A 22,593-nucleotide genomic window follows, 5' to 3' on the forward strand; every position below is an offset into this window, starting at 1 on the left:
CCTCCCGTAAATCAAGCATGAAAGGGCGATCGCAGGTTGCAAAAAAGCGGAGTGACGTATGGACACGTCACCCCGCTTTCATGTGCTGAATTCAATTCGCTGCGCGCTTTTAGTGGACACACTAAAGCTGTAGCTTACAGAAAAGTGCGTTTTCGGTCTACCGTGGATGTGTCTCTAAAACACATGAATGCGACAGGCTGACGTCCATGTTGGTTTCTTCGCGGGCAAACCCGCGAAGAAACCAACACCGCGTAGCGGCTTAACGCAGCTCGAGCACATCCTGCATGTCGTACAGCGCAGGCTCACGCCCATCCAGCCACAGCGCCGCACGCACGGCCCCCTTGGCGAAGGTCATGCGGCTGGAGGCCTTGTGAGTGATTTCCAGGCGCTCGCCTTCGGCAGCAAACAACACGGTGTGATCGCCCACCACGTCGCCGGCCCGCACGGTAGCGAAGCCGATGGTCTTGCGATCACGCGCGCCGGTCTGGCCTTCGCGGCCATACACCGCCACTTCCTGCAGGTTACGCCCCAGCGCATTGGCAACCACTTCACCCATGCGCAATGCAGTACCCGACGGCGCATCGACCTTGTGCCGGTGGTGCGCCTCGATGATCTCGATATCGACATCATCACCCAGCACCCGCGCCGCCATATCCAGCAACTTGAGGCTAAGGTTCACACCCACACTGAAGTTGGCGGCGAACACGATTGGAATGTCCTTGCCGGCCTCGGCCAGCAACTGCTTCTCTTCGACAGAGAAGCCCGTGGTGCCAATGATCATGGCTTTGCCGTGCTTGCGGCAGAACGCCAGGTTCTTCAGGGTCACCGAAGGGTGCGTGAAGTCGATCAGCACGTCGAACTCGTCAGCCACCTTGGCCAGGTCATCGGAGAGCAACACTCCGATCCGGCCGAGGGCCGCCAGCTCACCAGCATCAGCGCCCACCAGCGAGCTGTCAGGGCGATCGATCGCCGCCGTCAGCCCAGCACCAGGGGTTTGCTGTACGGCTTCGATCAGGGTCTTGCCCATCCGCCCAGCCGCACCCATTACCGCAATACGTCGCATAGCCATTTCCTTGTCAGAGATCGCCGAAGAAGCGCTTCACGCCATCGAACCAGCCACTGGCCTTGGGCGAGTGGGAGCTGTCGCCTTCCAGCGAATCACGCAGCTCCTCGAGCAGCTCGCGCTGGCGGCGGCTGAGGTTGACCGGGGTTTCCACCGCCACGCGGCACAGCAGGTCGCCCGCACCACCACCACGTACCGGAGCAACGCCCTTGCCGCGCAAACGGAACTGCTTGCCGGTCTGGGTGCCTTCCGGAATTTTCAGCTTCACGCGGCCATCCAGGGTCGGCACTTCCAGCTCGCCGCCCAGGGCGGCATCGGTGTAGCTGATCGGCACTTCGCAGTACAGGTGCTTGCCGTCGCGCTGGAAGATCTCGTGCTCACGCACGCTGATCACCACGTACAGATCACCGGTCGGGCCACCATGGGTACCGGCCTCACCCTCGCCCGACAGGCGAATGCGGTCACCGGTATCAACACCCGCCGGCACCTTGACCGACAGCGTCTTGTATTCTTCGACACGGCCTTCGCCGTGGCACGAGGTGCACGGGTCGGTAATGATCTTGCCTTGGCCATGGCAGCGCGGGCAGGTCTGCTGCACCGAGAAGAAGCCTTGCTGCATGCGCACCTGGCCGATGCCGCCGCAGGTCGGGCAGGTCGAAGGGGTCGAACCCTTCTTGGCACCAGAACCGTCGCAAGGCTGGCAGTTGACCAAGGTAGGCACGCGAATGCTGACCGTGGTGCCGCGCACCGCTTCTTCCAGGTTCAGTTCAAGGGTGTAGCGCAGGTCGCTGCCGCGCTGGGCACCGCCACGTCCGCCACCGCGGCCGCCACCGAAGAAATCGCTGAACACATCACCGAAGATGTCGGAGAAGTTGGCGCCACCGAAGCCGGCACCGCCGCCACCCATGCTTGGGTCGACGCCAGCGTGGCCATACTGGTCGAAGGCCGCGCGCTTGCTCGCGTCAGACAGCACTTCGTAGGCCTCGTTGGCCTCCTTGAACTTGTCTTCCGACTCTTTATCGCCCGGGTTGCGGTCCGGGTGATACTTCATCGCCAGACGGCGATACGCCTTCTTGAGGTCAGCTTCGCTGGCGCCGCGCTCGACACCCAGGACCTCATAATAATCACGCTTGGACATAGGTCATTTGCACCTTGTTAGGCGTCAGGCATCTGCGCCGCGCCGTCAACACCTGCCCACCCCCAAGGAGCGCTGACAGATGCTGTAAAAATTCTCGAATTCCAGATACGCCAACGCGGGAGCAAGCCCCCGCGCGGCGACATCCTACCAGTTCACCGGCAAACACCGGTGAACTGGCCGACAACATGCAACGATTACTTCTTGTCGTCGCCTTTCACTTCTTCGAACTCGGCGTCAACCACGTCATCGTGCTTGGCTTCCGGCTCGGCCTGCTGCGCGCCACCCTGAGGCTGTTCGGCCGACTGCTCGGCGTACATCTTCTGGGCAACCGGGGCAGAGACCTTGGACAGCTCTTCGACCTTGGCGTCGATTGCGGCCTTGTCGTCGCCTTTGACAGCGGCTTCCAGGGCAACCACGGCAGCTTCGATCGCGGCCTTCTCTTCAGCAGTGACCTTGTCACCGGCATCAACGACCATCTTGCGAGTCGAGTGCACCAGCGCGTCACCCTGGTTACGGGCAGCGGCCAGTTCTTCGAACTTGCGGTCTTCCTCGGCGTTGGCCTCGGCGTCACGCACCATGCGCTCGATTTCCTCGTCCGACAGACCGGAGTTGGCCTTGATCACGATCGACTGAGCCTTGCCGGTGGCCTTGTCTTTGGCGCCAACGTGCAGGATGCCGTTGGCGTCGATGTCGAAGGTCACTTCGATCTGCGGTACACCACGTGGTGCTGGCGGAATGTCAGCCAGGTCAAACTTGCCCAGCGACTTGTTCTGCGCAGCCTGCTTACGCTCACCCTGCAGCACGTGAATGGTCACGGCGCCCTGGTTGTCATCGGCGGTCGAGAACACCTGCGACTTTTTGGTCGGGATGGTGGTGTTCTTCTCGATCAGCGCGGTCATCACGCCACCCATGGTTTCGATACCCAGGGTCAGCGGGCTGACGTCCAGCAGCAGTACGTCTTTCACGTCACCGGCCAATACCGCGCCCTGGATGGCAGCACCCATGGCAACTGCTTCGTCCGGGTTGACGTCCTTGCGCGCTTCTTTACCGAAGAAGTCAGCAACGGTTTTCTGCACCAGCGGCATACGGGTCTGGCCACCGACCAGGATCACGTCGTCGATCTTGCTGGCGTCGATGCCGGCGTCTTTCAGGGCGATGCGGCAAGGCTCGATGGTACGTTGAACCAGGTCTTCAACCAGCGACTCCAGCTTGGCGCGGGAGATTTTCACGTTCAGGTGCTTCGGACCTGTCGCATCTGCGGTGATGTACGGCAGGTTGACGTCGGTCGACTGAGTCGAGGACAGCTCGATCTTGGCTTTCTCGGCAGCTTCTTTCAGGCGCTGCAGGGCCAGCGGATCGTTCTTCAGGTCCATGCCGGACTCTTTCTTGAACTCGTCGACAAGGTAGTCGATCAGGCGCATGTCGAAGTCTTCGCCACCCAGGAAGGTGTCGCCGTTGGTGGCCAGTACTTCGAACTGATGCTCACCGTCGACTTCGGCGATTTCGATGACCGAAACGTCGAAGGTACCACCACCCAGGTCATAAACGATGACGGTGTGGTCGCCTTTGGCCTTGTCCATGCCGTAAGCCAGAGCAGCGGCGGTCGGCTCGTTGATGATGCGCTTGACGTCCAGACCAGCGATGCGGCCGGCATCCTTGGTGGCCTGGCGCTGGCTGTCGTTGAAGTAGGCCGGAACGGTGATGACCGCCTCGGTGACAGGCTCGCCGAGGTAGTCTTCGGCGGTCTTCTTCATTTTTTTCAGCACTTCGGCGCTGATTTGCGGTGGCGCCATGTCCTTGCCGCCGGCCTGTACCCAAGCGTCGCCGTTACCGCCCTTGACGATTTTGTATGGCACCAGCTTGATGTCTTTCTGCACGACCTCTTCTTCGAAGCGGCGGCCAATCAGGCGCTTCACTGCGAACAGGGTGTTGTGCGGGTTGGTCACAGCCTGGCGCTTGGCCGACTGGCCAACCAGGATTTCGCCGTCGTTGGCATAAGCCACGATCGAAGGGGTAGTACGCGCGCCTTCGGCGTTTTCGATGACCTTGACGTTACCGTTTTCCAGAATGGAGACGCACGAGTTGGTGGTCCCCAGGTCGATACCGATGATTTTGCCCATGTTAACTCTCCCGAAACTTGAATTTGGCGGCAGCGGCTACTTCGGCCAACTGCGGTAATACTTGATCGCTTGACACCTAGATGGGGATGCCCGGACTAATTTCAAGCCTTCTCGTCGATAGAAGGTTGCGGGGCAGCCGGCGCCTTGCTGACCACCACCATGGCGGGGCGCAGCAGGCGGCCATTCAGCAGGTAGCCTTTCTGGAACACGTTCAGCACGCTGTTTGGCTCTACTTCGGCGTTTTCCTGCATGGCCATGGCCTGGTGGTGCTCAGGGTTGAACGGCTGACCGTGCGGGTCGACAGCTTCGAGGTTGTAGCGCTTGAGGGTGTCCTGGAACATCTTCAGGGTCAGCTCGACGCCTTCACGAATCTGCTTGACGTGCTCGTCGTCGGCGCTGGAGTGAGCCAAGGCCAGTTCCAGGCTGTCGATCACCGGCAGCAGGTCGCTGGAGAATTTCTCGAGGGCGAACTTGCGGGCCTTGTCGACTTCCTGCTCGGCGCGGCGAATGCTGTTCTGCGCTTCTGCTGCGACACGCAGGGACTGATCCTTGGCGGCGGCCAGCTGCTCCTCGAGCTCCTGAACGCGGGCGCCGTTATCCACTGCAGCGGCTTCTTCGGCATTAAGGTCTTTCTCGTTCAGCTGATCGTCAGCCATGGGTTCTCTCCTCCGCAATTTCTGTAGTACGAGCAAAGCTCGCCGTGTCTGCCGGCTATATGGGGCCTGAAAAACCAGCTTCAAGGGGCAAGGTGGTTTTCAGGGCCGCAACAGAATCTGCCAAGGGGCATTGGCAGGCCTGAAAAAAGTACTGTATAAATAACCAGACCTGACTTTCGGGAGCCGCCCCATGCTGGTGCACCTGTCCATTCACAATTACGCCATCGTCGAGCACCTCGACCTCGAAATCGCCCGTGGCATGTCTGTCATCACCGGCGAGACCGGCGCCGGCAAATCGATCATGCTCGACGCCCTTGGCCTGGCCCTGGGCGACCGAGCCGACAGCGGTGTGGTGCGCCCCGGCACCGACAAGGCAGACATCCTCGCCACCTTCGACCTGGTGGACATCCCCGAGGCGCATGCCTGGCTGACCGAGCGCGACCTGGACAACGACGGCCTGTGCATCCTGCGCCGGGTGATCACCGCCGAAGGCCGCAGCCGCGGCTACATCAACGGCACGCCCTGCCCGCTTGGCGACCTTAAAGCGCTGGGCGAACTGCTGATCGACATCCATAGCCAGCACGAGCACCAGTCGCTGCTCAAGACCGACACCCATCGCCGCTTGCTCGACGAGTATGCGGGCGCCGTCGACCTGGCCCGCCAGGTACAGCTGGCAGCCAAGCGCTGGAACCAAACCCGCCTGGAGCTGGAGCGCCTGTCCAATTCCGGCGACGAGCAGCGCGCCCGCCACCAACTGCTCAGCTACCAACTGGAAGAACTGGACAACCTGGGCCTTGGCGAGCACGAACTGGAGCAGCTGGAACAGGAGCACAAGAACCTGACCAGCGCCGAAGCCCTGTTCGGCATCTGTCGCCAGGTCATCGACCAGTGCAGCGAGAGCGACTCGGGCAACGTGCTCAGTGCCCTCACCTCCTGCCTCAATCGTCTGGGTGCCGCCACCAACTCACCCAAGGCACTGGGCGAAGCAGCCAACCTGATCGCCAGCGCGCAAATCCAGGTCGAGGAAGCCGTGGGCGAACTCAACCGCTTCCTCGACAACTTCGATGCCGACCCGATGCGCCTGCAGGCCTTGGAAGAGCGCCTCGACACCCTCTATACGCTGGCGCGCAAACACCGCGTGCACCCCACCGAACTGCCTCACCTGCAGCAACGGCTGATGGAAGAAATCGAAGGCCTTAACGCCAGTGACGAGTCGATCGAGCGCCTGGGTGAAGAGCTTGCCGCCTTCGCCCAGCACTATAAAGAGAAGGCCCGCGAACTCAGCGGCCTGCGTCAGCAGGCAGCCCAGCAACTGGCGGGCGCCGTCGAACAGGAAATCCAGCGCCTGGGCATGCCTGGCGGTCGCTTCTGCATCGAGCTGACACCTAACGAGGGCTCCGACCTCTCACCCCATGGCCTGGAGCAGATCGAGCTGCTGGTCAGCGCAAACCCCGGCCAACCACTCAAAGGCCTGGCGAAGGTGGCCTCGGGCGGCGAACTGTCGCGTATCAGCCTGGCGATCCAGGTGATCACGGCACAGACCTCGCGCATCCCGACCCTGGTATTCGACGAAGTCGACGTGGGTATCGGCGGCCCCACTGCCGAAATCGTCGGCCAATTGCTGCGTCGCCTGGGCGAGCGTGGCCAGGTGCTGACCGTGACACACCTGCCACAGGTAGCAGCACAAGGGCATCATCACCTGTTCGTACACAAGGTGCGCAACAGTGATACCACCCACACCGCCGTGGCCAGCCTGGGCAAACGTGAGCGGGTAGAAGAAGTGGCGCGGATGCTGGGCGGCATCGACCTGACCAAAGAGTCCTTGGCGCATGCGCGCAAGATGGTGGTTTCTGGAAAGGCTTGAGCTGCTCTACCAGGCCAATGCAGTTGTTGTGAAAGCGACCTGCGTTGCCTTAAGACCCTCAGAAAGCACAAAGGCGACCCGAAGGTCGCCTTTGCTATTCATAACGATATAAATCGTTACTTCTTCTTACGCACGTACAGGACCAGATTGTGGTCCACCAGCTCGTAGCCATGCTCGGCCACGATTTCGCGCTGGCGCTTCTCGATTTCGGCATCCATGAACTCGATGACTTCACTGGTATCCACGTTCACCATATGGTCGTGGTGACCGCCATCGGCCAGTTCGAACACCGCGTGGCCGCCGTCGAAGTTGTGGCGAACCACCAGACCCGCCGCTTCGAACTGAGTCAGCACGCGATAGACGGTGGCCAGGCCCACATCTTCGCCAGCCTCCATCAGCGCCTTGTAGACATCCTCTGCACTCATGTGACGCTGCTCGGTAGAGTCGAGCATCTGAAGGATCTTTACTCGAGGCAGGGTCACCTTGAGACCGGCTTTGCGCAATTCGCTATTTTCAACCATGGTCAGCTTTCTCGCCGATGCTGCTTCGCAGCTTCTCTTAATACGGGTATGATCGGGGTTTACGTTGTCCAGCCAAGATAGTGGAAGTCGCCCACCGATGCAAAACACCAAGCTCTTGCTAACCAGCCTCACCCTAGTGGGACTGCTCGCACTCGCCGGTTGCTCGTTTCCCGGGGTTTACAAAATCGACATCCAGCAGGGCAATGTCGTCACGCAAGACATGATAGACCAATTACGCCCGGGAATGACCCGACGGCAAGTAAGGTTTATCATGGGCAACCCGCTGATTCAGGATACCTTCAACACCAACCGTTGGGATTACCTGTATAGCCTGCAGCCTGGTGGCGGTAAACGCCAGCAAGAGCGCATGAGCATCTTCTTCAACGAAAGCGACCAACTGGTCAGCCTGTCTGGCGACTTCATGCCGGGCGTAAGCCGCGACCAGGAAATCCTCGGCGGCAGCAGCGACACCACCGTCAGCCCAGCCACCGAGCCAGGCCAGGCCGAACAGCCGGCACCACAGCCGGTGGAAAAACCAGCCAAGCCTGGTTCGACCGAAGAGTCCATCCAGCGCGAAATCGATACCATCGAGACCACCCCAGTCCCGACGCCAGCACCACTGGAAACCCGGTAATCGCACAGCAGATACAAAAAAGCCCGGACCTGGTCCGGGCTTTTTTTTGCGCCTTATCCGTCAGGCATGCAATTGCTTGGCGCGCTGGCAGAAGGCATCGACCAGGGTGTTGGCTGCCTGATTGAACAGCGGCCCCAACGTGGCACGCACGATCGGCCCGGCATAATCGAAGGACAGGTCCAGGCTGATCTTGCAGGCTTTTTCACCCAGCGGTTTGAACACCCACACACCATGCAGCTGAGTGAATGGCCCCTCTTCGAGGTTCATCTCGATGGACTGCCCCGGCACCAGCACATTGCGCGTGACGAAGTGCTGGCTCATGCCGCCCTTGGCCACTTCGAGCTTGGCCCGCATGTGCGTGTCACTGGCTTCGATCACCGTCGAGGCCGAGCACCACGGCAGAAACTCAGGGTAGCTGGCCACATCGTTGACCAGATCGTAGAGCGCCTGGGCGGGGTATGGCAGCAGGGCGGAGCGTTGAATATGGGTAGTCATCCAGGCGTCACTTCCAAGGCTGGGTGGCGGCGCTTCGCAGCGTGCCGAAAACAGGTTCTGTGCGTATGACAGGGGTTGTATTGTCCGGTATTCATTCCGGTGGCTCAAGCACACCGAAATCCCATAGCGGACGACGCGCGGACTTGCCTATAATGCCGCCCCTATGGCTAAGCAAAAAAAACATCCGACCGGGACCATCGCGCAAAACAAGAAAGCGCGACACGATTACTTCATCGAACACAAGTTCGAGGCCGGGCTGGTCCTGTCCGGCTGGGAAGTAAAAAGCCTGCGAGCTGGCAAGGCGCACCTGACCGACAGCTACGTGCTGCTCAAGGACGGTGAAGCCTGGCTGTTCGGCAGCCACATCACTCCGCTGACCACCGCCAGCACCCACGTCATCGCCGACCCCATCCGCACCCGCAAGCTGCTGCTGAACAAGCGCGAGCTTGAGCGCCTGGAAGCGGCCGTGGCGCAAAAAGGCTACACCTGCGTGGCCTTGGCGCTGTACTGGAGCAAGCACCTGATCAAGTGCGAAATCGCACTGGGCAAGGGCAAGAAGGAGTTCGACAAGCGCGACACCATGCGCGAGCGCGACTCCAACCGCGAGCTGCAGCGGGCTGTGCGGAACAAGGGCAAGGAAGACTAGATCTTCTTTCGCCTGTTCGGCCCTCTTCGCGGGTAAACCCGCCCCCATAGGTATATCACTGCCCTTGAAGGCTGTGAGAACCCTGTGGGAGCGGGTTCACCCGCGAAGAGGCCAGCACTGCCACCACAAATCTCAACGCCCGCTACGCCGCTCTGCCCGCGCCACCCGCTGCGCCTCTTCGTGCGCCTCTTCCAGCACCTCCTGCACATACAGAATGTGCCGGCTGGACACCTCGCGCGCATCCTCCGCCCTGCCCTCGACAATCGCCAGGTACAGCTCCCGGTGCTGACTGATCAGCATGTCCCGGGTTTCGGTGCGCTGCTGGTACATGCCGCCAATGTTAGTCACCACGTTGCGCTTGAGCAGGTCGAACAACCCCCGAATGGTATGCAGCAACACTGCGTTATGGCTGGCCTCGGCAATCGCCAAGTGGAAGCGTGCATCCGCCGCGCCCTCCTCCGCCCGGGTCACTTCGTCGACCCTGGCATAGCAGTCCTGCAACACATCGAAGGCCGCCTTCAGCCGCGCTCGGTCAGGCTCGGTGGCACGTTGGGCAGCATAGTAGGCACACGACGCCTCCAGGGTATGGCGGAATTCGAGCAGGTCACGCTGCGCCTCAGCACTGTGCTCGAGCAACTGCAGCAATGGGTCGCTGAAGGTGGACCCCAGCGACTCGGCAACAAAATTGCCCCCGCCCTGACGGCTGACCAGCAGCCCTTTGGCCACCAGCTTCTGGATCGCCTCACGCAGTGACGGGCGGGACACACCAAATTGCTCGGCAAGGACGCGCTCGGCCGGCAGCCGCTGCCCCGAGGTCAGCGTGCCTTCCAGAATCATCCCTTCCAACCGATCGACAATGTCGTCGGACAGGCGCCGTTGGCGGACCTGATCAAAAACCATCACATGCTCTCCACAAACCCCCAGCAAATTTCAGGGGGCGCCTATTCTCGCCGATCCAGGACGCGCACACACCCATCAAGCCGCGATTTTCCCAGCGCATCAGGTGCCCGCTCATCGGCACGCGACCAAAGTTTTGCGCAGGACAAATTGACACACCCACGACAGCGCTTTTAACCTAGCGACCAGCCATTGTAAATTGGTCTTACCAATTATCCAATGCCAGTGCTGACCAACAACAATTAGGGGCCACCCCATATGCAAACCTGGCAACAACTCTATAGCCCGCTTGGTAGTCTTGGCCTGTCCGCACTGGCGGCGGTCATCCCCATCGTGTTCTTCTTCCTGGCCCTCGCCGTGTTCCGCCTCAAGGGCCACGTAGCGGGCAGCATCACCCTCGCGTTGTCGATCCTGGTGGCGATCTTCGCCTTCCAGATGCCTGTCGACATGGCCTTCGCCGCCGCGGGTTACGGCTTCCTCTACGGCCTCTGGCCAATTGCCTGGATCATCGTTGCCGCGGTGTTCCTGTACAAACTCACGGTCAAGAGCGGCCAGTTCGAGGTGATCCGCAGCTCGGTGCTGTCGATTACCGACGACCAGCGCCTGCAAGTACTGCTGATCGGCTTCTGCTTCGGTGCCTTCCTGGAAGGCGCTGCAGGCTTTGGCGCACCCGTGGCAATCACTGCCGCGCTGCTGGTGGGCCTGGGCTTCAACCCGCTGTACGCCGCCGGCCTGTGCCTGATCGCCAATACCGCACCGGTGGCCTTCGGCGCCCTGGGCATCCCGATCATCGTGGCCGGCCAGGTCACCGGCATCGACGCCTTCCACATCGGCGCCATGACCGGCCGCCAGCTGCCACTGCTGTCGCTGTTCGTGCCGTTCTGGCTGGTGTTCATGATGGACGGCCTGCGCGGCGTGAAGGAAACCTGGCCTGCCGCGCTGGTCGCCGGCCTGAGCTTCGCCGTCACCCAGTACTTCACTTCGAACTTCATCGGCCCAGAGCTGCCAGACATCACCTCGGCACTGGCCAGCCTGATCTGCCTCACCCTGTTCCTGAAGGTCTGGCAGCCCAAGCGTTCGTTCAGCGAAGCCAAGGGCAGCGTCGGCGCCGCCGTGGTGCAGCCAAGCGGCAGCCAGCCTAGCCCGTACAGCTTTGGCGAGATCTTCAAGGCCTGGTCGCCGTTCCTGATCCTGACCGTACTGGTCACCATCTGGACCCTGAAGCCGTTCAAGGCAGCGTTCGCCCCAGGCGGCGCGATGTACAACTTCGTGTTCAACTTCGCCATCCCACACCTCGACCAGCTGGTGATCAAGACCGCACCGATCGTTGCCGCGCCGACCGCCATGCCTGCGGTGTTCAAGCTCGACCCGATCTCCGCCACCGGCACCGCGATCTTCCTCTCGGCACTGATCTCCATGGCGGTGCTGAAGATCAACTTCAAAACTGGTCTTACCACTTTCAAAGAAACCTTCTGGGAACTGCGCTGGCCGATTCTGTCGATCGGCATGGTGCTGGCCTTCGCCTTCGTCACCAACTACTCCGGCATGTCCTCGACCATGGCCCTGGTGCTGGCCGGCACCGGCGCTGCATTCCCGTTCTTCTCGCCGTTCCTCGGCTGGCTGGGCGTGTTCCTGACTGGCTCGGACACCTCGTCCAACGCCCTGTTCAGCTCGCTGCAGGCCACCACCGCGCACCAGATCGGGGTTAACGACACCCTGCTGGTAGCGGCCAACACCAGCGGCGGCGTGACCGGCAAGATGATCTCGCCGCAATCGATCGCCGTGGCCTGCGCCGCCACCGGCCTGGTGGGCAAGGAATCGGACCTGTTCCGCTTCACCGTCAAGCACAGCCTGTTCTTCGCCACCATCGTCGGCCTGATCACCCTGATCCAGGCTTACTGGCTGACCGGCATGCTGGTTCATCACTAAAGTGAAAGGGGCCGGGCGCCATCGCGCGCCCGGCACTCCCCACAAGCAACGCTGCGAGAATCCATGATCATTTCTGCCTCTACCGACTATCGCGCCGCGGCCCAACGCAAGCTGCCTCCCTTCCTGTTCCACTACGCCGATGGCGGCGCCTACGCCGAGCACACCCTGCGCCACAACGTCTCGGACCTGGCCAGCATTGCCCTGCGCCAGCGCGTGCTGAACAACATGTCCGAGCTCAGCCTTTCCACCCGCCTGTTCGACGAAACCCTGAGCATGCCGGTGGCCCTGGCCCCGGTCGGCCTCACCGGCATGTACGCCCGCCGTGGCGAAGTGCAGGCGGCGCGTGCGGCGGCCGCCCATGGCATCCCGTTCACCATGTCCACGGTGTCGGTGTGCCCGATCGAAGAAGTGGCGCCCGCCATCGACCGGCCGATGTGGTTCCAGCTGTATGTGCTCAAGGACCGCGGCTTCATGCGTAACGCCCTGGAGCGGGCCAAGGCTGCCGGGGTCAAGACCCTGGTATTCACCGTCGACATGCCAGTGCCCGGCGCCCGCTACCGCGACGCCCACTCCGGCATGAGCGGCAAGAACGGCCCGCTGCGCCGCGTGCTGCAAGCCATGACCCACCCAGAGTGGGCATGGGATGTCGGCGTGATGGGCCGCCCGCATGACCTGGGCAACATTTCCAAATACCGTGGCAACCCAACCGGCCTTGCCGACTACATCGGCTGGCTGGGCAACAACTTCGACCCGTCCATTTCCTGGAAAGACCTGGAATGGATTCGTGAGTACTGGGACGGCCCGATGATCATCAAGGGCATCCTCGACGCCGACGACGCCCGCGATGCGGTCAAGTTCGGTGCCGACGGTATCGTCGTGTCCAACCACGGCGGGCGTCAGCTCGACGGCGTGCTGTCCAGTGCCCGCGCCCTTCCGGCGATTGCCGACGCGGTCAAGGGCGACCTCAAGATTCTGGCCGACTCCGGCATTCGCAGCGGCCTCGACGTGGTGCGCATGATCGCCCTGGGCGCCGACACCGTCTTGATCGGCCGCGCCTTCCTCTACGCCCTTGCCGTGCATGGCCAGGCTGGCGTGAAGAACTTGCTGGAGCTGTTCGAGAAAGAAATGCGCGTGGCCATGGTGCTGACCGGTGCCAAGTCGATCAGCGAGATCACCCGTGACTCGCTGGTACGCGAACTGGGCGCCTGACCGCCTGCAAGAACGACCGCCTGATTGACCCGGGGCATGTGGCGCACAGACGCCACAGCCCCGCGAGGAGATTGCATGAGCCTGCCCGCCGCGTTCCTGCGTGATGCCGAGCGCCTGATACCCGCCGAACGCCGCTTCGACGACCCCACTTCCACCCTGGCCTTCGGCACCGACGCCAGCTTCTACCGGTTGATCCCCAAGCTGGTGGTACGCGTCGAGTCCGAGGACGAAGTGGTCGGCCTGATCAAACTGGCCCAGCGCGAGCGGGTGCCGGTCACCTTCCGCGCCGCCGGCACCAGCCTGTCCGGCCAGGCCATCACTGACTCGGTGCTGATCGTACTCGGCGACAGCTGGGGGGGTAAGGAAATCCGCGGCCAAGGCGAGCAGATCCGCCTGCAACCTGGCGTGATCGGCGCCCAGGCCAACGCCTGGCTGGCCCCCTTCGGCCGCAAGATCGGCCCGGACCCGGCCTCGATCAACGCCTGCAAGATCGGCGGCATCGTCGCCAACAACGCCAGTGGCATGTGCTGCGGCACCGCGCAGAACACCTACCACACCCTGGCCGGCCTGCGCCTGGTGCTGGCCGACGGCACCCGCCTGGACAGCGAAGACCCGGCCAGCGTGGCCGCCTTCGAAACCAGCCACGCCGAGCTGCTGGAGGCGCTGGCCCGCCTGGGCCGCGCAACCCGCGCCAACACCGCGCTGGCCGAACGCATCCGGCACAAATACCGGCTGAAGAACACCACCGGCCTGTCACTGAACGCACTGGTGGACTACGACCAGCCGCTGGATATCCTGCAACACCTGCTGGTTGGCTCCGAAGGCACCCTGGGCTTCATCAGCGCCGTCACCTACGACACTGTGCCCGACCACCCGCACAAGGCCAGCGCCCTGCTGGTGTTCCCCAGCGTCGAAAGCTGCTGCCGCGCGGTGACCGTGCTCAAGCACCAGCCAGTCTCGGCCGTGGAACTGCTCGACCGCCGCAGCCTGCGCTCGGTGCAGAACATGCCTGGCATGCCGCTGTGGGTAAAAGGCCTGTCGGACAACGCCTGCGCCTTGCTGATCGAGTCCCGCGCCGCCAGCCAAAGCCTGCTGCACGAGCAACTGCAACAGGTGATGGCCTCGATCGCCGACTACCCACTGGAACAACAGGTGGACTTCAGCGAAGACCCGGCCGTGTACAACCAGCTGTGGAAAATCCGCAAGGACACCTTCCCCGCTGTCGGCGCTGTGCGTCAGACCGGCACCACAGTCATCATCGAAGACGTCACCTTCCCCGTCGAACAGCTGGCCGAAGGCGTCAACCGCCTGATCCAGCTGTTCGACAAGCACCGCTATGACGAAGCGATCATTTTCGGCCATGCACTGGAAGGCAACCTGCACTTCGTCTTCACCCAGGGCTTCAACAGCGCCGAAGAAGTCACCCGTTACCAGGCGTTCATGGACGACGTGGCGCAACTGGTGGCGGTGGAGTTCGGTGGCTCGCTCAAGGCCGAGCACGGCACCGGGCGCAACATGGCGCCGTTCGTGGAGCTGGAATGGGGCCATGACGCCTACCAGCTGATGTGGCAGCTCAAGCGCCTGCTCGACCCCAACGGCATTCTCAACCCCGACGTGGTGCTGAGCGAAGACCCGGACATCCACCTGAAAAACCTCAAGCCACTGCCTGCCGCCGACGAAATCGTCGACAAGTGCATCGAATGCGGCTTCTGCGAACCGGTGTGCCCGTCCAAGGGCCTGACCCTCAGCCCACGCCAGCGCATCGTCATGTGGCGTGACATCAAGGCCAAGCAACGCGCCGGCATCGACACCCGCGAACTGATGCAGACCTACCAGTACCAGGGCATCGACACCTGCGCCGCCACTGGCCTATGTGCCCAGCGCTGCCCGGTCGGCATCAACACCGGCGAACTGGTGAAGAAACTGTGTAGCCAGGCCGCCGACCACAAAAAAACCGCCGACTGGCTGGCCGAACATTTCCACACCGCCCTGAGCGGTGCGCGCCTGACACTCACTGCCGCCAACACCGCCCGCAAGCTGCTGGGTGCCCCGCGCCTGGGCCGCTTGAGCGCCTCGCTGAGCAAAGCCAGCAAAGGCCGCCTGCCACAGTGGACCCCGGCCATGCCGCAACCGCTGCGCCCGATCAGCTTCGGCCCGGCCAGCAACGATGCCCGCCCCCGCGTGGTGTACCTGGCGGCCTGCGTTTCACGGGTGATGGGCCCGGCCTACGCCGACCGCGAACAAAGCTCGCTGCTGGACAAAACCCGCGCCCTGCTGGAAAAGGCCGGCTACCAAGTGGTGTTCCCCGACAACGCCGACAGCTTGTGCTGCGGCCAGCCGTTCGCCTCCAAGGGCTACCCCGAGCAGGCCGAACACAAGCGCCAGGAACTGATCAACGCCCTGTTGCACGCCAGCCGTGGCGGCCTCGACCCGATCTACTGCGACACCAGCCCCTGCACCCTGCGCCTGGTGCAAGACCTGGGCGACAACCGGCTGGACCTGTACGACCCGGTGCGCTTCATTCGCACCCACCTGCTCGACCGCCTGGAATTCACCCCCCAGGACGAACCCGTAGCCGTGCACGTGACCTGCAGCACCCAGCATCTGGGTGAAAGCCAGGCGCTGATCGACCTGGCGCGGCGTTGCAGCAAACAGGTGGTCATCCCCGAAGGCATTCATTGCTGCGGCTTTGCCGGCGACAAAGGCTTCACCACCCCCGAGCTGAACGCCCATTCGCTGCGCAGCCTGAAAGATGCCGTGCAGTATTGCAGCGAAGGCATCTCCACCAGCCGCACCTGCGAAATCGGCCTGTCGAGCCACAGCGGCATCGACTACCACGGCCTGGTCTACCTAGTAGACCGCGTCACCCGCCCCCGCAGCATCTGAAGGCTGGCACCTTCACCTTTGTAGGAGCGGCCTTGTGTCGCGATCGGGCCGCAAAGCGGCCCCACGATTTATGCACCCACGCTGACATCCTAGGGCTGCTTCGCAGCCCGATCGCGACACAAGGCCGCTCCTACACAGGTACAGCGCAAGCCCGGGCCAAGCACGGTCCAGTGGGAGCGGCTTCAGCCGCGAACACCGGCAAAGCCGGTGCCATCCCCCCTCTCATATCGCCCCGCCACCATCCCGATTGAACCCCCGCCAATCCCCCACAGTCCACCTTACAGGCCCACCTTCCAGAGGCCCCAGAGGAGACACCCATGAAAGGTACCGCGCTTTCGGCCCTGTTCGCGGCCGCCACCCTGCTGGCTTCGCCGGTGTTCGCCGCCGAAGACCTTTGCACCACCAACCTGCAAAAGATCGACGACAGCATGGCCACTGCCGGCGCCACCTCCGAGGGCCTGGACAAAGCCATCACCGAGCACGTCGACAAAGCCAAGGCCGCCCAGGCCTCGGGCGACACCAAGGAATGCATCGCCATCACCAGCAAAGTGCTGGAGCGCCTGGAAAAAACCGAGAAAGGCAGCGGCACCGGCAGCGGCGGTGCGTAAGCCCGAAGGCGGGCGACAGGACCGGCTGTCGACGTCGCCCGCGCAATGCCGTATACTCCATCCCACGCGCCGTAAGGTGCGTTAGCGTAACGCTAGTGTGGGGCCGATTAGGATTCGACGCCGGTAGCGAAACTCTAGGTGCATGCCGAGTTGGTAACAGAACTCGTAAATCCACTGTTGCAACTTTTATAGTTGCCAATGACGAAAACTACGGCGCGGAGTTCAAGCTGGCCGCTTAAGCGGTCCTCTTGACCCGTTGCTTCTGGTAGCTTCGGCTCCAGCAATCACTAGGGGATGCCTGTAAACCCGAACTGATTGTCATACAGAACAGGATCGTCGCGTAGCACGTTGTGGGCGAAGTGACTAAAACTTACACAACTCATCCAAAGCACCCTGCCCGTCGGGCGGCTGCGGATTAAATCAGTAGACACGGCTAAGCATGTAGTACCGACAGCGGAGTACTGGCGGACGGGGGTTCAAATCCCCCCGGCTCCACCAAATGATCAATCAAAGACGTCCACGGACGTCTTTTTTTGTGCCTGGAAGTCAGTGAAATCAAGGGCTTACTGCTCTTTTGAGGACCACAATGGTTTTTTGAGTTCCAGCCATCCCGGTATTCCCGGTGGTATTCCAGCCTACCTGGGGCTAATCTTGGGAATACCAAAAGGTGTCATGGAGCTTCTCCCATGTGCGCTCAAACAGCTCGCCTCTCCGACCGCCAGCTCAAGGCAGTCAAGCCCAAAGACAAGGACTATGTCCTCACGGATGGCGACGGCCTCCAGCTCCGAGTCCGGGTCAACCGCTCGATGCAGTGGAATTTCAACTACAGGCATCCGGTCACCAAAAATCGAATCAACATGGCGCTCGGCTCCTACCCTGAGGTCTCTCTGGCGCAAGCTCGGCGGAAAGCGGTTGAGGCTAGGGAAGTACTTGCGCAGGGGATTGATCCCAAAGCTCAGCGCAATGAGCTCGCGCAGGCCAAGCTAGCCGAGACGGAACATACGTTCGAGAAAGTAGCTAGCGCCTGGTTCGAGCTGAAAAAGGACTCGGTCACGCCGGCCTATGCTGAGGACATCTGGCGCTCACTCACTCTGCACGTTTTCCCGAGTATGAAATCGACTCCGATCTCGGAAGTCAGCGCACCGATGGTGATAAAGATCCTTCGCCCTATAGAAGCCAAAGGCAGCTTGGAAACGGTGAAGCGTCTTAGCCAGCGCCTCAACGAGATCATGACCTATGGGGTCAATTCGGGAATGATCTTCGCGAACCCGCTCAGCGGGATTCGGGCGGTATTCAAGAAACCGAAGAAAGAAAACATGGCGGCGCTACCACCCGAGGAGCTTCCTGAACTCATGCTGGAAATAGCGAACGCCAGTATCAAGCGCACGACCCGCTGCCTGATCGAATGGCAGTTGCACACCATGACTCGCCCCGCCGAGGCGGCGACTACTCGTTGGGCAGACATCGATTTTGAAAGGCGTGTCTGGACCATCCCACCGGAGCGGATGAAGAAGCGCCGACCGCACAGCATCCCGTTGAGCGATCAAGCCATGTCATTGCTGGAGATACTGAGGTCCCACAGTGGTCATCGAGAATACGTCTTCCCGGCAGACCGAAACCCTCGTACTCATGCCAATAGCCAGACCGCCAACATGGCGTTGAAACGCATGGGCTTCCAGGACCGCTTGGTCAGCCACGGCATGCGCTCGATGGCCAGCACCATATTGAATGAACATGGGTGGGACCCGGAGCTCATCGAAGTGGCGCTGGCGCACGTCGACAAGGATGAGGTGCGCAGTGCCTACAACCGAGCCGACTACATCGAGCGACGGCGGCCGATGATGGCTTGGTGGAGCGAGTACATTCTGAAGGCGTCGACGGGCAATCTCTCGGCCAGCGCGATGAATGTGGCTAGGGATCGGAACGTAGTACCCATCCGATAGGGCGCGGCGACAACGGCGACACTGGCGACAGACCGCGTGCCATCTACATCCTTGCCGTCTGAGCGGATGGCGACAGTCGCCAACTCGCCTCGATTTTGGCTTCTCCGGCTAAGCCCGTGAGCATGGGGAGGCTTCGCATCCCCATGCTCACGGGCTAACACTAGAAAAGCGACAAACGGCCACTCTGCCACTGACACCCACCGACTTCCAAAGCACGCCAGAGGTGGAATCTGGCGCATTTCCATGTGCCCGTCACCAATTGACCCGTGCCGCGGCGACCGATAGAACGAAGATTCAAAGCGCTGCCTTAGGCAGCACCCCAGATGACCAGAGCCTTCAAGGTCATGCCGCTAACCCGGTGGTTCAACCCAAAGTGCGATTCGCGCCCGGAGGCTCGCACAGTCATTCGCCAGAATGATGGACGCCCTCTAAACAATCCGCCTAGTGCGGCTGCCCGCTAACCCTTTAGCCCTGCAGCAACGAACCTGCTCGGCCAATGTTTTGCGCCAACCGTTCGCCCGTCTCTTTTTCCAGAAAAGAGACGGGCGCTCCTACCACTGCTGCAGCCCTCATCGTACATGGCTTTGCGGCAATTCCCCTCGTGACAATCGGCGTGACAAGCGCCGATGTCACCAGCAACAGCGCTGTAGATGATGGTGCCGCAGACCAGGGAATGGACTGCACCTGACTGACAGTCAGGCATGCCCCAGTCATCGCATTGCTGCTTGCACATGGCTCAGGATCTCGCGGCACGGGTCTCGTCAGCCAATGCAGCCTCCACCCGCCCACCGGTAACGGTGCTCAGGAGGCCAGATCATGAGATGCCCTTGCTCCTGGTCGTAAGGAGCCGCCAGTCCCGCGTCAGTGGACACCCTCACAGGTCGCAGGGGCCTTGATCCCTGATAACACTCAGCATTCTTGGCGGGATGACGTGAGGGAGAGATCGGTAATTTATGGAGGACGGCTATGCAACTGCGCGAAGTACAAGGGCCACCACGCCCCTTGTTGGAACAGCAGGTTACGCCCCTACCCTACCCGGTCGCGGCGCTGGGCGATCTATTGGGGCCTGCCGTGGAACGCATGGCCGATGTGATCGGCGTGCCCTGCGCCATGGCCGCGCAATCCATTCTGGCCACGGCAGCTTTAGCGAGCCAGGCGCACGCCAATGTTCACCTCGACGGCCGAATCTATCCGTTGTCGCTGTACTTGCTGACGGTGGCTTGCTCGGGTGATCGCAAAAGCGCGGTGGACCATATTGCACTGCAGGCCGTACGCGACTGGGAAAGACAGCAGTGGATCGCCTATGGCGAACAGCTCAAGGCGCACCGAGCTGCAATGAGCCTCACCGCGAAGTCACCGACCTCGAAGAAGTCAGCACAGCTAGCGCTGGACGCCCAACCTGAACCCGTCCAACCGAGACTCCTCAGTGCTGAGCCGACCATTGAAGGCCTGGTCAAAAGCCTCTGCCATGGTTTGCCGAGCATGGGGCTGTTCAGCGATGAAGGCGGGCAGTTTTTGGGCGGCAGCACCATGAGCAAGGACAACATGATCAAGGCGATCACTCACTTGTCGACGTTATGGGACGGTAGCCCGATTGATCGGTCACGCGCGATGGCTGGGGAAAGTCTGCGTGCCTATGACCGCCGCCTCAGCATGCACTTGATGCTGCAACCACGCCTGGCAGACCGCTTGCTGCAGGACGCTGATATCAAAGACCAAGGCATCCTGGGACGTTGCCTGATCAGTTGGCCCGAGCGTCTGGTTGGACAACGGCTGTACAAAGCCATCGACCTGACCCGAGATCCAAAGGTGCACCTGTACCAGCAGCGCATTGCCGCGCTGATGCAGAAGCCTTGGTCACGCCATAAAGACGGCGGCCTCAACCCTGCGGCCCTGGAGTTGAGCCCCCGCGCCCGTGAGGCCTGGATTGCCATTCACGACACCATTGAATGCGAGTCAGGGGAGTTCGGCGAGTTGGTCAACGTGCAAGCTGCCGCGGGCAAAGCCGCCGCGAACGTACTACGCATGGCTGGTGTGATGGCGGTGGTTGAGGAATCGACTGTATTGGAAGACATGCACATTCAGCGCGCCTCCACGCTGATGGATTACTACCTGGCCGAGAACCAACGCCTGACTGAACAGGAACCACTGAATAAGCTTCGCGCAGAGGCTGATTGCCTGCTGCGCTGGTTGATAAAGAAGAACTGGCCACCGTTTCGCCTACGCGACCTTACGCGCAACGGCCCCCGCTTTGCCCGTAAAAGCACGCGGCACACCTTCGAGTTATTGCTGCAACTGGTTGCCCATAACTGGCTGGACAATGACGGGGACATATTCGAGGTGCGCCATGTTCCGACTCAATGACGCCGTGCGCCGCTATCAGGCGCAACATTGCTCGCCGACCGAGTTACGGCGTGTCGCCGCCACTGCCACCACTTTGTCGCCACGTGCCAATCCAGATGCGGCGGGGGTTGTCGCCAGTGTCGCCGCTGTCGCCGCTCCAACATCTGAGTCAATCGACCTCACTCGGCTTATCGAGCAGTTGCAAGAAGAAGGGGCTTTGCTGCAACGCAGCGAAAATGCCCTCCTCATCCGCCCAGCGCACTGGGGACAGTTGGACACCATCGGCCCCCATTGGAAAGCCCTGCTGCTGCTCCTTCAAACCAATGATCAAGGTGAAGACAATGGCGCTGGTCGGTCGGCGTGACGGTCGCAACTTTGGCTACGGTCGCCAACTGAGCTATGCCGGTCGGCAGGCACTGGAAGATCTGTTTGCCGGCGGCCACTTCTCCACCGTCAAAGCACACAGCGATCGCTGGCAAGCCTTCGTGCGCTGGTGCCGGTCAGAGGACGGCCCCGGTTACAACGATGCACGCCAGATTGATCGACAGACGCTGCTAGAGTACGTCGCGTACCTACGTCAGCAGATCCAGCAAGGCGATCTGTGCATCGCTACCGCGCAAAACCGCCTGAGCAGCGTTAACCGCACCCTCGCTGCGCTGCGCGGTGATCAGCACGTGAGAGTCATCAGCCCGTGCCAGGCGTTAGGGCAGCAGCGCTCCAACGTACGCACTCGAGCACCAGATGGCCAAGACCATCAAGAAGTACAGCGAGTGCTTCATTCGCTTGTTGAGCAGCAACACGAGCGAATAGCGGCCGTTGTCATGCTGGCCCGCGCAACGGGTATGCGCCTGCGTGAAGCGATCCTGGCGGATCTGCCACGCCTGCAACGCGAAGCAGTGCACCTAGGCCGCATCAATATTCAGGACGGTACCAAAGGAGGCCGCTCAGGGGCATCTGCACCACGTTGGATCATTGCCACTGAACAAGTTAACGCGGCCCTCCAATTTGCGCTTGATGCGTCGCCGCCCCGAAGCCGCAACTTGCTCGCCAGCGACGAAAGCTACGCCGCATTCCTGCAAAAGACCGTGCTCCCCGCCCGCGAAACGCTGCATGAACACGGACTGAAGGGGCTCCATGACCTACGAGCAGCCTACGCATGCGAGCGTTATGAGCAACTCACGGGCCATACCGCCCCGGTCAATCGTAGCCACTGCTATCGCATTGACCGCGGCCTTGATCAACTGGCGCGCCAACAGATCAGCCTTGAGCTTGGGCATAACCGGATCGATGTGGTTTCGGCCTACATTGGAGGTCGAGCGTGACCAAGCCCTTCGATATGGCGCTGTTCCTGAGCGGCGTACTGACTGGCTCGAAGGCCACCCAGCAACGACATCTACGGCAAGCCCGAATCATGCAAGCTGCCATTCAACAGCGATGGCAGCGAGATAATCCTTGGACCTGGCAGCTCAAGCATTTGCGCTGGTTTCTCACTCAGCACCTGAAAGACCATACCGACGCCACCCGGTATTACTATCGACTCACAGCTCTTTTGCTCTGGAAGCGATTAGGGAGAGTCCGAGAGCTGCTGATGTGATATTCGCCGAGTCCTAGCCTAGCCCACCAGTCGCACTTACAATCGGG

The 22,593-nt window shown here is 61.5% G+C and carries 19 protein-coding genes and 1 other RNA gene; 13 read left to right on the forward strand and 7 right to left on the reverse strand.

Going from position 1 to position 22,593, the window contains the following annotated elements; genetic code table 11:
• Window positions 1–259: 259 nt before the first annotated feature.
• The 4 genes from dapB to grpE all read right to left on the reverse strand — a co-directional run bounded on the left by dapB (window position 260) and on the right by grpE (window position 4,977).
• Window positions 260–1,063 carry a 4-hydroxy-tetrahydrodipicolinate reductase gene (dapB, locus tag ACNQP3_RS25445; RefSeq protein ID WP_012274253.1) on the reverse strand — a complete coding sequence of 268 codons (804 nt, stop codon included), beginning with the start codon at window positions 1,061–1,063 and terminating at the stop codon, window positions 260–262.
• A 13-nt stretch (window positions 1,064–1,076) separates the two neighbouring features.
• Window positions 1,077–2,201 (reverse strand): molecular chaperone DnaJ, encoded by a 1,125-nt coding sequence (dnaJ, locus tag ACNQP3_RS25450; RefSeq protein ID WP_012274254.1) that lies wholly within the window; start codon window positions 2,199–2,201, stop codon window positions 1,077–1,079.
• A 194-nt stretch (window positions 2,202–2,395) separates the two neighbouring features.
• Window positions 2,396–4,321: a molecular chaperone DnaK gene (dnaK, locus tag ACNQP3_RS25455; RefSeq protein WP_012274255.1), complete on the reverse strand. Its 1,926-nt coding sequence runs from the start codon at window positions 4,319–4,321 to the stop codon at window positions 2,396–2,398.
• Window positions 4,322–4,422: 101 nt separating this feature from the next.
• Window positions 4,423–4,977: a nucleotide exchange factor GrpE gene (grpE, locus tag ACNQP3_RS25460; protein ID WP_012274256.1), complete on the reverse strand. Its 555-nt coding sequence runs from the start codon at window positions 4,975–4,977 to the stop codon at window positions 4,423–4,425.
• A 190-nt stretch (window positions 4,978–5,167) separates the two neighbouring features.
• Here grpE and recN point away from each other — a divergent pair, with 190 nt between their 5' ends.
• Window positions 5,168–6,841 (forward strand): DNA repair protein RecN, encoded by a 1,674-nt coding sequence (gene recN, locus ACNQP3_RS25465; protein ID WP_012274257.1) that lies wholly within the window; start codon window positions 5,168–5,170, stop codon window positions 6,839–6,841.
• A 116-nt stretch (window positions 6,842–6,957) separates the two neighbouring features.
• Here recN and fur read toward each other — a convergent pair whose 3' ends face one another.
• A complete protein-coding gene (gene fur / locus ACNQP3_RS25470; RefSeq protein WP_012274258.1) occupies window positions 6,958–7,362 on the reverse strand; it encodes a ferric iron uptake transcriptional regulator in 405 nt (134 codons plus the stop codon).
• Window positions 7,363–7,459: 97 nt separating this feature from the next.
• Between fur and ACNQP3_RS25475 the strand changes: the two genes are divergently transcribed.
• Window positions 7,460–7,996, forward strand: coding sequence for an outer membrane protein assembly factor BamE (locus ACNQP3_RS25475; RefSeq protein ID WP_012274259.1), 537 nt, complete (start codon window positions 7,460–7,462; stop codon window positions 7,994–7,996).
• 60 nt (window positions 7,997–8,056) lie between these two features.
• Here ACNQP3_RS25475 and ACNQP3_RS25480 read toward each other — a convergent pair whose 3' ends face one another.
• A complete protein-coding gene (locus ACNQP3_RS25480) occupies window positions 8,057–8,491 on the reverse strand; it encodes a type II toxin-antitoxin system RatA family toxin (RefSeq protein WP_012274260.1) in 435 nt (144 codons plus the stop codon).
• A gap of 163 nt (window positions 8,492–8,654) precedes the next feature.
• Between ACNQP3_RS25480 and smpB the strand changes: the two genes are divergently transcribed.
• A complete protein-coding gene (gene smpB / locus ACNQP3_RS25485) occupies window positions 8,655–9,137 on the forward strand; it encodes an SsrA-binding protein SmpB (protein ID WP_012274261.1) in 483 nt (160 codons plus the stop codon).
• 132 nt (window positions 9,138–9,269) lie between these two features.
• On the opposite strand, the gene ACNQP3_RS25490 is transcribed toward smpB, so the two are convergent.
• Window positions 9,270–10,037, reverse strand: a complete 768-nt coding sequence (locus tag ACNQP3_RS25490) for an FCD domain-containing protein (protein WP_071984694.1) — start codon at window positions 10,035–10,037, stop codon at window positions 9,270–9,272.
• Window positions 10,038–10,292: 255 nt separating this feature from the next.
• Between ACNQP3_RS25490 and ACNQP3_RS25495 the strand changes: the two genes are divergently transcribed.
• From ACNQP3_RS25495 to ACNQP3_RS25540, 10 genes are all read left to right on the forward strand, one after another.
• Window positions 10,293–11,963 carry a lactate permease LctP family transporter gene (locus ACNQP3_RS25495; RefSeq protein ID WP_012274263.1) on the forward strand — a complete coding sequence of 557 codons (1,671 nt, stop codon included), beginning with the start codon at window positions 10,293–10,295 and terminating at the stop codon, window positions 11,961–11,963.
• Between the two features lie 63 nt (window positions 11,964–12,026).
• Complete coding sequence (gene lldD, locus ACNQP3_RS25500; RefSeq protein ID WP_012274264.1) at window positions 12,027–13,172, forward strand: FMN-dependent L-lactate dehydrogenase LldD; 1,146 nt, start codon at window positions 12,027–12,029, stop codon at window positions 13,170–13,172.
• Window positions 13,173–13,247: 75 nt separating this feature from the next.
• Window positions 13,248–16,058 (forward strand): FAD-binding and (Fe-S)-binding domain-containing protein, encoded by a 2,811-nt coding sequence (locus ACNQP3_RS25505; RefSeq protein WP_264316564.1) that lies wholly within the window; start codon window positions 13,248–13,250, stop codon window positions 16,056–16,058.
• Between the two features lie 317 nt (window positions 16,059–16,375).
• Complete coding sequence (locus ACNQP3_RS25510) at window positions 16,376–16,666, forward strand: hypothetical protein (protein WP_012274266.1); 291 nt, start codon at window positions 16,376–16,378, stop codon at window positions 16,664–16,666.
• Window positions 16,667–16,765: 99 nt separating this feature from the next.
• Window positions 16,766–17,164, forward strand: a transfer-messenger RNA (tmRNA) gene (ssrA, locus tag ACNQP3_RS25515).
• 188 nt (window positions 17,165–17,352) lie between these two features.
• Entirely contained in the window at window positions 17,353–18,609 is a 1,257-nt protein-coding gene (locus ACNQP3_RS25520) for an integrase domain-containing protein (RefSeq protein WP_264316565.1), read from the forward strand.
• Window positions 18,610–19,575: 966 nt separating this feature from the next.
• Window positions 19,576–20,973, forward strand: coding sequence for a YfjI family protein (locus ACNQP3_RS25525; RefSeq protein WP_264316566.1), 1,398 nt, complete (start codon window positions 19,576–19,578; stop codon window positions 20,971–20,973).
• On the forward strand, window positions 20,957–21,316 hold the full coding sequence (locus ACNQP3_RS25530; protein WP_264316567.1) for a hypothetical protein: 360 nt from the start codon (window positions 20,957–20,959) through the stop codon (window positions 21,314–21,316). The genes ACNQP3_RS25525 and ACNQP3_RS25530 overlap by 17 nt, the downstream gene beginning before the upstream one ends.
• Window positions 21,294–22,274 carry an integrase domain-containing protein gene (locus ACNQP3_RS25535; protein WP_264316568.1) on the forward strand — a complete coding sequence of 327 codons (981 nt, stop codon included), beginning with the start codon at window positions 21,294–21,296 and terminating at the stop codon, window positions 22,272–22,274. Before ACNQP3_RS25530 ends, ACNQP3_RS25535 begins: the two co-directional genes overlap by 23 nt.
• Window positions 22,271–22,546 (forward strand): hypothetical protein, encoded by a 276-nt coding sequence (locus tag ACNQP3_RS25540; protein WP_095169491.1) that lies wholly within the window; start codon window positions 22,271–22,273, stop codon window positions 22,544–22,546. The genes ACNQP3_RS25535 and ACNQP3_RS25540 overlap by 4 nt, the downstream gene beginning before the upstream one ends.
• Window positions 22,547–22,593: the final 47 nt, after the last annotated feature.

Origin of the sequence: Pseudomonas sp. LFS074 (genome assembly GCF_047978165.1) — a bacterium.
Classification (GTDB): domain Bacteria; phylum Pseudomonadota; class Gammaproteobacteria; order Pseudomonadales; family Pseudomonadaceae; genus Aquipseudomonas; species Aquipseudomonas putida_P.